Here is an 8,280-nt window from a genome sequence, read left to right as displayed (position 1 = left end):
AATGTAGGGGCGAAGCATTCGGACAATTAATTATCGGTTTTTACCCGAGACTATCATCCGAATGCTTCGCCCTTACTGCTGTAATTTCCAATTTCTCATAAACTATTTAACGCCAATAACCCCGCCCCATAAGCTGGTTCATAACGAGGATAAATTACATTTACCAAAGGATATTGATGAATAAGAGCATTAATAAATCTTTCCCGTAATTTAGATTTACCTAACCAAATACTTCCTGTAGTCACAACTTCCACAACCTGCTGATAATCAAAAATGTGATCAATAACTGTAGAAGTAGCTATTACTAATTCTGTCATAGCTTCATCAATAATCCTATTCGCACTAGGATCACCTTCACTAGCAGCTTGATCAACAATTGGGGCTAAAGCAGCTATTTCTTTTACACCCCATCCTTTTTGATATATCACTGCTATTAATTGCTCTATATTTTCTAGTTGTAGATATTGCTGAAAATTCTCTAATAAAATTGTTGTTTCACCTCGTCCATCATAAGCTTTTAATGCTGCTTGCATCCCAGCTACAGCTATTTTATAGCCGCCTCCTTCATCCCCTAAAATATAACCCCAACCACCAACCCTTTTACTTTCCCCTTGATGATTTCTACCAAAAATAATAGAACCAGTTCCCGCAGCTACCACAATACCCACAGCATCACCCACTCCTCCCATTAAACCAATTAAAGCATCATGACAAATAACAATATGAGATGGTTTTAAGTCCCAAGTAATTGCAGGTATATTTTGACTATTTTGTAATTGATTAACTATAGATTTTATTACTTCTATATCCTCTGGACGACTGACACCTGCTAACCCTAAACAAATTGCTATAACATTAATATTATTTGGAGAATTTAAGGCTGTAATTATTGCTTGATAAATAGCAGATTCAATTTGTTTTTTTGCTGCTTCTATACCAATACTCTGATAATTAGAAGCCCCTGCTTCACCTCTACCTAAAATTTTACCTGCATCATCCATAATGATACAAATAGTTTTACTCCCACCGCCATCAATACCTAAAATACAATTCATATAAAACTCCTATTCCTATTTATTTAGATCCCCGATTTCTTAAAGAAGTCGAGGATCTAAGATTTAGCTTATTTTACGTCTTCTGCTAAGGGGATAAAAAATATAGTTAACATCCCTGGAATAGTTGCTAAACAAACCAATACAAAGAATAAGGGATATCCTAATGACTGTTGAATTTGTCCACTAATTGCTCCTGGTATCATTAAACCTAAAGCCATTAAACCAGTAGATATGGCAAAATGAGAAGTTTTATGTTCCCCTTTAGAAACATACATTAAATAAACTGTGAAGGCTGTAAAACCAACACCATAACCAAATTGTTCTAGGGAAACTAGAGGATAAACAAATTTTAGTGCTGGTTTAGCATAAGCCATATAGATATAAAAAACGTTCGGTAAATTTAAGGCTAAAGCCATCGGTAATAAACATTTTTTTAACCCATATTTAGCAATTAATAAACCTCCTAAAATGCCGCCACATATTAAAGATATTACCCCAAAAGTACCATATACTAAACCAAATTCTTGGGTAGATAAACCTAAACCTCCTAATTCTGGTTTATCTAATAAAAATAAAGAAGCTACTTTAAGTAACATAGCCTCACCAAATCGATAAAGTAAAATAAATGCCAGTATGATTGCTATTTTGGGTTGTTGAAAATAGGAAACAATAATCTTAACAAAATGTATTTTATCAAGAGTTGACTCTGGATTTGTTTCTAAGTCCTTATTATTTGATTCTGGTGTTGGTAAAGTAAAAGAATGAAACGCAAATAAAACGGCAAAAATGACGGCAGCTATCCCGATTACAATACTCCAACTTAAAGGAATATTATTAGTAAATCGAGTAATAAAGCTAAAATGGATAGAGTGTTGCAAGATTACAATACTCCAACTTAAAGAAATATTATTAGTAGATTCTTCTAAATAACCTGCTAAAAATACTAAAAACCCTGTGGTAAATAAAATTGCAAATCTATAAAATAGTGAGCGAATGCCTACAAATACAGCTTGTTGTTCTGGGTGTAAAGCCAACATATAAAAACCATCTGTGGCAATATCATAGGTAGCAGAAACAAATGCTGCAATGGTTAATATGCCTAAAGATATAAAGAAGAAATTGGGAAGATAGAAAGATAATGCTAAAAAACTCAAACAGAAAAACATGATAATTTGCATGGTCAACAACCATTTTCTTTTGGTAGAATAAATATCTACAAATGGCGACCAGAACATTTTTAAAATCCAAGGAAAACTGATTAAACTTGTCCAAAAAGCAATTTGTGTATTATCTACTCCCAGTTTCTTGTAGAAAATTACAGATACTGAGTTAATAATCATGTAGGGTATTCCTTCCGCAAAATAAAGGGTGGGTATATAAACCCAGGGGGAAACAGATGTAGGTTTATTGGTCATATATTCTGATTGACTAAACAAATAGCTACCCTGATATACAAAGTAGTTCAAAGGGAATTATAATACTTTTTTGTATTTTGATTAACTTTGAATATTAAGTTTAATAGCGTGTTTATAATGGGAACTAAACCATCCTAGTGTTTTTACTTAATTTTATGTATATATTTTATCCCTATCGAATTTTTGTCAGAATCAGGATAACGTAAATATTCAGCTATACCAATTGTTCATACCCAGATCCCCGACTTCTTTTATTTATGAAGACAATAAATTATAAATTGATCACAGAAGTCGGGGATCTTATGGTCTCACCTGATTCTGACAATTAATGTTATAACTAATAAATAACTACTTGGTATCATATCATGATGATTACTCAAGAATTAGAATGTCAAGAAAACATCTCTGAAGAGATAATTTTTCCCCCCAGCGACTTATATAGCGACGAACCACCCGTGGAAACAGAACTACATTTACGACAAATTATTCTTCTGTTTAAATGTTTAGAATGGTTATGGAAAGACAGAACGGATTTTTATGCTGCGGGAAATCTGAGTATTTATTATAGTCCTCACCAAAAAAAATCAGAAAATTTTAGGAGTCCAGATTTCTTTGTAGTTTTAGGAACTGATAGAAAAACTCGTAAAAGTTGGGTAGTGTGGGACGAAGACGGACAATATCCTCATGTAATAGTGGAAATTATTTCACCAACAACTGCGAAAACTGATAGAGGATTAAAAAAAGAAATTTATCAAAATAAATTCCGTACACCCGACTATTTTTGGTTTGATCCCTATACTTTAGAATTTGCAGGGTTTCATTTATTAGATGGTAAATATCAACCATTAGAAGTAAATGAAAAAGGACATCTATGGAGTGAACAATTGGGTTTATATTTAGGAATTTATGATGGGTTATTACGCTATTTTACACCAGAAGGAAAATTAGTACCCACACCTGAAGAAAGTGCAGAATATGAAGCACAAAGAGCAGAACATGAGACAGAAAAAGCCGAACGTGAAGCTCAAAAAGCCGAACGTTTAGCAGCAAAATTGCGGGAATTAAATATAGATCCCGATCACATTTAACAAAAAGATGTAGGTTGGGTTAACAGAAAGAAACCCAACATCTCAATATTAAATAAAAAACGGCAAGTGCAGGATTTGAACCTGCTAATCTCTTTCGAGATATCATCCAATAACCCTACATTCATCGGTCTAAAAAAGCTTTTTTTGCTTCTGGAGTTTCACCTATTGAAAGTAATACTAAAGCCAGAATTGGCGCACTGTTATTAATGGCGCGTCCATCACTAGCATAGAGAATTTCTTCTGCTACTTTTTCAGGATTTTCTGCAACTGCTTGTTTGACAACTTTAACAAAATCTGCTGTTAATTCTTGTTTGCCAGCGTAATATGTGCTTTGTGCTGTACCTACTAACAAACAACGGCGCGGCATTTTCCAAATTCCAGCTTCAAACATATAGCCGCCGCTACGTCCTTGAATCATTTCCTGTTCTCTTCCAGGAATAGGCTGATTTTGGGCTGTAGCTGTTTTATTTTTAGTAAAGAAGTTGTAATTCATGGCTTCTTCTCCCGGCCTTTTCAGGCAATTGGGTATTTTAAAAGTAAATTAGTGTAAATTAGTACAGTGTAAATAATTTTTGATCACTGTTAATATTTTTAGTCTCATGATTGATAATTTGTTAGATGCCTATACGCCTCTATTTATCTGGATAGGTTTAGGAATTGTATTATCTAGCTTTAGCACAGTTATTTTTCTCAAGTTTTTAGGTCAGGGACTTTATTGGGTGGGAGTTCCTCTGCAACTTTTAGTATTGGCACGTCATACAAACTCATCTGAAGGTGGACTTATACCCGGAGTAGCGATCGCAGTTTTGCTACTGAGTTTGGTTTTAGCACTGCTAATCTGGTGGAGTTGGCAATGGTTTAACACTAATAAAGCACAGCCTGAAGAGAAAACTGTAGATGTATCGGCCATGAAAGCTAGTTTAGGTAGCTTTATTCTCGCCGCAATTTTAGGTAATACTGGTTTCGTGGGACTGGTACTTACAGAAGTTTTACTTAGCCCAGAAAATACTGATTGGGCAGTATTATTCAGTGTTACTACTAATGTGGCAGGTACTTATGGAATTGCGGTTTTAATCGCTAGTTATTTTGGTCAGAGAGAAACGGAAAACCATTGGTGGTTACAGTTGCGCGATATAGTCACTGTCCCCAGTTTATGGACATTTTTCATTGGTTTAAATACCCAGTTTGTCGAGTTACCCCCTTTAGTTGAGTCAGCTTTAGATCAAGCTGTTTGGGTAGTAATTGCTTTAGCTTTGTTACTGGTTGGTTTGCGACTAGGAAAGATGAGATCATGGGGGAGTTTAGCGATCGCTGCCATTGCCAGTACGATTAAAGTCTTTATTGTTCCTTTGTTGGTAGGATTAGTAGCAACCTATTTGGGTGTAGTAGGTGAACATCGTTTAGTGCTAGTCCTGATGTCTGGCACACCCACAGGGCTTTCTGTACTGATTTTGGCAGAAGTGTATGATCTAGATCGGGACTTGTTATCTAGTACTATTGCTTTGACTTTTCTGGGGTTATTTTTAGCATTACCTCTTTGGTTAGTTTGGTTCAGCTAAATCTAAAATTAATTGGGTGGCAGGGCAGGATTTGAACCTGCGACCGATGAATTAACGATAACCCTTAGTAAGTTGGCCTTTACAGGCAAGTTTGTTAACCAAGGAATATGGGTTTTACTCCGTTCACTGCTCTACCCGCTAAACTATTCCCGCATGTAAAAAGTATCCGCTACGGTAAAAGCCAACTCCTTTGGGAATGTCGCTTGTATTATTAATGTAGTATGTATATTTCTGGTATGTCAACAGGATCGGGAAAAATTTTTCTCAGATACAGAGGGGGTAGGGTGGGGAGTAGGGGAGTACGGGAGAAATGATTATTCTTTTCCCTCTTGCCCCTTGCCTACTACCTCTTAATTTTTGCCGGCATTTTTGCCAAAAAATACAAACAAAAGTACAAATTTTTGCCAAGATAGAGATATTATTTTGTAAAAATTCACTTGGCAAAAATCAGCATGAGTGAAACAACCATAGAAAATTACGGGAAAGCTTTTCTCGTTCTAATTTTGCCGATATCGTTTTTGATTGTTTTTCTGGTCAATACCTGGAAAGTTTTACTGGTAATTCTATTGCTGCTAATGGTTCTCAATCTTTGGCAACAATATAGATGGGAAAAGTGGTCTAAACAAGTTAACCCGCTTTTTTATCAATTAATTCGGGAAAATCAGGGAAAAATTACAGCGGTTGATCTAGCGAGTAGGGGAAATTTTTCTGGAAATGTGGCAAAACGCTACTTAGAAGGGAAGGGTAGGGAATTTGGCGCTAGTGTACTAGATGCAGAAAGTGAGAATCCATCCTATTACTTTATAACTGCGAGTATTCTGGGTGACATTTTTGATGATAGTGAGCCAGTAGAAAAACTTCCCCCTCGACCTGTGACTAAGGAAGCGCGATCGCTCTTAGCACCACCGCCACCACTTCCCCACAGGGAAGTAAAAGCGCAACAGGAAGAGGAAGAGGAAGAAGAAATACAACTTGAGTCTAAATCCGAACCTACCCTAGAGACAGCAAAAAGACCCCTAGCAGAACAGTTAGTTTTTGGGTCTTTGATTCAATCTGAACTAGCCAAGCGGTTGGGTGTTTATTCCAGCACGGTTTACAAACGACGCAATGACCCAGATTTTACTGAGTGGAGTCGTAGCCGTGATCCTGATGGCATTGCCTGGTCTTATTCTCGTAAGTCTAGGGAGTTTTTTCCTGTAGATGACGGTTGACGGTTGTAGGGGCGAATGGCCGTTCGCCCCTACTGTCACCTGTCACCTGTCCCTACTGCTTCGCTGATGGAATTTAAGCCGTTTTCTTCGAGTTTGGTTAATAAACCTGTGAGGATGCGGCTAACCATCATGGGACCTTCATAAATCCAGCCTGTATAGGTTTGAATTAGACAAGCTCCGGCGGTGATTTTTTCCCAAGCATCCTCGGCGGTAAAGATGCCACCTACGCCTATGATGGGGATTTGCCCTTGGCTTTGTTGGTGGATAAAGCGGATTACTTCCGTAGAGCGATCGCGTACTGGCCTGCCGCTAATACCTCCGGCTTCCTCTTGGGGTGATTTACCAGTTTTTTCAATAATCTGGGTTTGCAGTCCTTCTCGGCTAATAGTGGTGTTAGTGGCAATTAAACCAGCGAGATTGTAACTTTGGGCGATGGCCATAATATCTGATATTGCCTCCCATTCTAAATCGGGGGCAATTTTCACAAAGATGGGTTTTTTACCTGTGTTTTCCCCTTGTAGTACATCCAAAATTTGACTGAGCATAGCAGCATCCTGAAGCGATCGCAATCCCGGAGTATTGGGAGAAGAAACATTAACTACAAAATAATCACCCAAATCCTTCAGTAATCGAAAACTCTCTAGATAATCCTGGGCTGCTAATTCCAAAGGTGTGATCTTGGATTTACCTAAATTTATACCTATGGGTATGGGTATTGGATAATTCAACTTCTCTTTCTCCTCCTTCAGTCTTGCGGCCATAGCCACAGCACCGCCATTATTAAAACCCATCCGGTTAAGTGCTGCTTGATCTAAAGGTAAACGAAATAACCGAGGGGGCGGATTTCCCGGTTGGGGGTGATAAGTAACAGTACCCAATTCAGCAAAACCAAACCCAAAATTATGCCAGATATTAGCGCCAACGCCGTCTTTGTCAAATCCAGCCGCCAAGCCCAAAGGATTGGGAAATTTCATGCCCAGTATAGTTTGTTCTAGTCGTGGATCATTTAAACACAGATATTGCTGAAGGAGGTTATTCAACCAGTTGGTAGAAGGATAATAACTGGCTTTTGACAGCCAATTTAGACTACCAATGGTTTGTTTGTGCAGCCACTCTGGTTCGGTTTTCACCAAAGTAAATAAAAAATGACCAACTAATGATTTATAAAGATCCAATTTAGGTTACAAGTCAGTTAAATTAGGGAATTTCAGAAAATAATATAGCAATAGTATAGCAACCGCCACATCGGTTAGGACAGTAGGGGCGAAGCATTCGGGCAGATAATTTATGGCTCTTACCCTGATATTTTTCGCCCGAATGCTTCGCCCATCCCCTAAATTTATGTCCTAACTTTCCTGGCGACTGCTATATTTGAATTTTGAAAAAATCTAAGTATTTTACCTATCTTTCAAAAATCAAATATTAGTCCTATAGGACTTACGAACAAGTACATGATAGAGACGTTGCGTGTAACGTCTCTACAAGGGTTTCCGGTTACGCACATTGAATGTTAACCCGATGTCTATTAACTAAACCGTGACAAAATTAGCTAATGCTAAAGTCCCCGTCAAGCCTGTCACCTCGATAATAGCATCAGTAACAGCACTAAATCCTGCCGTTCCATCATTAATAGCGACAAAACTACGGATACTAGCCCCCGTACCAAAGGTAAACTGAGCAGCAGAGTTAGCTATAAAAGTGGTACTAGTTAACCTAGCTGCAATTCCGGTTGTATCCAGTGTTGCAACAGATCCCACATTAGAAAATACGCTGCGGGCAGTGGAAACAAGGAATAAATCATTATTAGCAGTAGCATTGAAGTCTGTAATCACATCAAAACTACCGAATACAGAATCAGCTAAATTACGGTAATCAAAACGGTCTATTCCTAGTCCTCCGGTTAGAGTATCTTTTCCTATACCGCCAGTAATGGTATTATTACCAGTATTACC

General features: G+C 37.6%; 7 protein-coding genes and 1 pseudogene. 3 read left to right on the top strand and 5 right to left on the bottom strand.

The features are described 5' to 3' along the window. Positions 1-95 precede the first annotated feature (95 nt). Together CUN59_RS19030 and CUN59_RS19025 are read right to left on the bottom strand one after the other, a co-directional pair. On the bottom strand, positions 96-1,055 hold the full coding sequence (locus CUN59_RS19030) for an N-acetylglucosamine kinase (protein ID WP_104389313.1): 960 nt from the start codon (positions 1,053-1,055) through the stop codon (positions 96-98). A 68-nt stretch (positions 1,056-1,123) separates the two neighbouring features. After that, positions 1,124-2,470, bottom strand: coding sequence for an MFS transporter (locus CUN59_RS19025; RefSeq protein WP_104389312.1), 1,347 nt, complete (start codon positions 2,468-2,470; stop codon positions 1,124-1,126). Positions 2,471-2,835: 365 nt separating this feature from the next. On the opposite strand from CUN59_RS19025, the gene CUN59_RS19020 reads away from it, so the two are divergent. Then, positions 2,836-3,558, top strand: a complete 723-nt coding sequence (locus CUN59_RS19020; RefSeq protein ID WP_104389311.1) for a Uma2 family endonuclease — start codon at positions 2,836-2,838, stop codon at positions 3,556-3,558. A gap of 133 nt (positions 3,559-3,691) precedes the next feature. Here the strand turns inward: CUN59_RS19020 and CUN59_RS19015 are convergent. Then, a pseudogene (locus CUN59_RS19015) lies at positions 3,692-4,051 on the bottom strand (TROVE domain-containing protein); the annotation flags it as partial. Between the two features lie 106 nt (positions 4,052-4,157). Between CUN59_RS19015 and CUN59_RS19010 the strand changes: the two are divergent. After that, complete coding sequence (locus CUN59_RS19010) at positions 4,158-5,117, top strand: AEC family transporter (RefSeq protein WP_104389310.1); 960 nt, start codon at positions 4,158-4,160, stop codon at positions 5,115-5,117. A 452-nt stretch (positions 5,118-5,569) separates the two neighbouring features. Beyond that, a complete protein-coding gene (locus tag CUN59_RS19005; RefSeq protein ID WP_104389309.1) occupies positions 5,570-6,328 on the top strand; it encodes a hypothetical protein in 759 nt (252 codons plus the stop codon). A 35-nt stretch (positions 6,329-6,363) separates the two neighbouring features. On the opposite strand, the gene CUN59_RS19000 is transcribed toward CUN59_RS19005, so the two are convergent. Both CUN59_RS19000 and CUN59_RS21575 read right to left on the bottom strand, forming a co-directional pair. Further along, positions 6,364-7,503, bottom strand: a complete 1,140-nt coding sequence (locus tag CUN59_RS19000) for a quinone-dependent dihydroorotate dehydrogenase (protein WP_104389308.1) — start codon at positions 7,501-7,503, stop codon at positions 6,364-6,366. A gap of 354 nt (positions 7,504-7,857) precedes the next feature. Next, positions 7,858-8,280 (bottom strand): bluetail domain-containing putative surface protein (locus CUN59_RS21575; RefSeq protein WP_279327320.1); only part of this gene is annotated, 423 nt, incomplete at its 5' end.

This window comes from Cuspidothrix issatschenkoi CHARLIE-1 (genome assembly GCF_002934005.1).
In the GTDB taxonomy this organism is placed as follows: Bacteria; Cyanobacteriota; Cyanobacteriia; order Cyanobacteriales; family Nostocaceae; genus Cuspidothrix; species Cuspidothrix issatschenkoi.
This window is presented reverse-complemented; position numbering and strand designations above follow the sequence as displayed.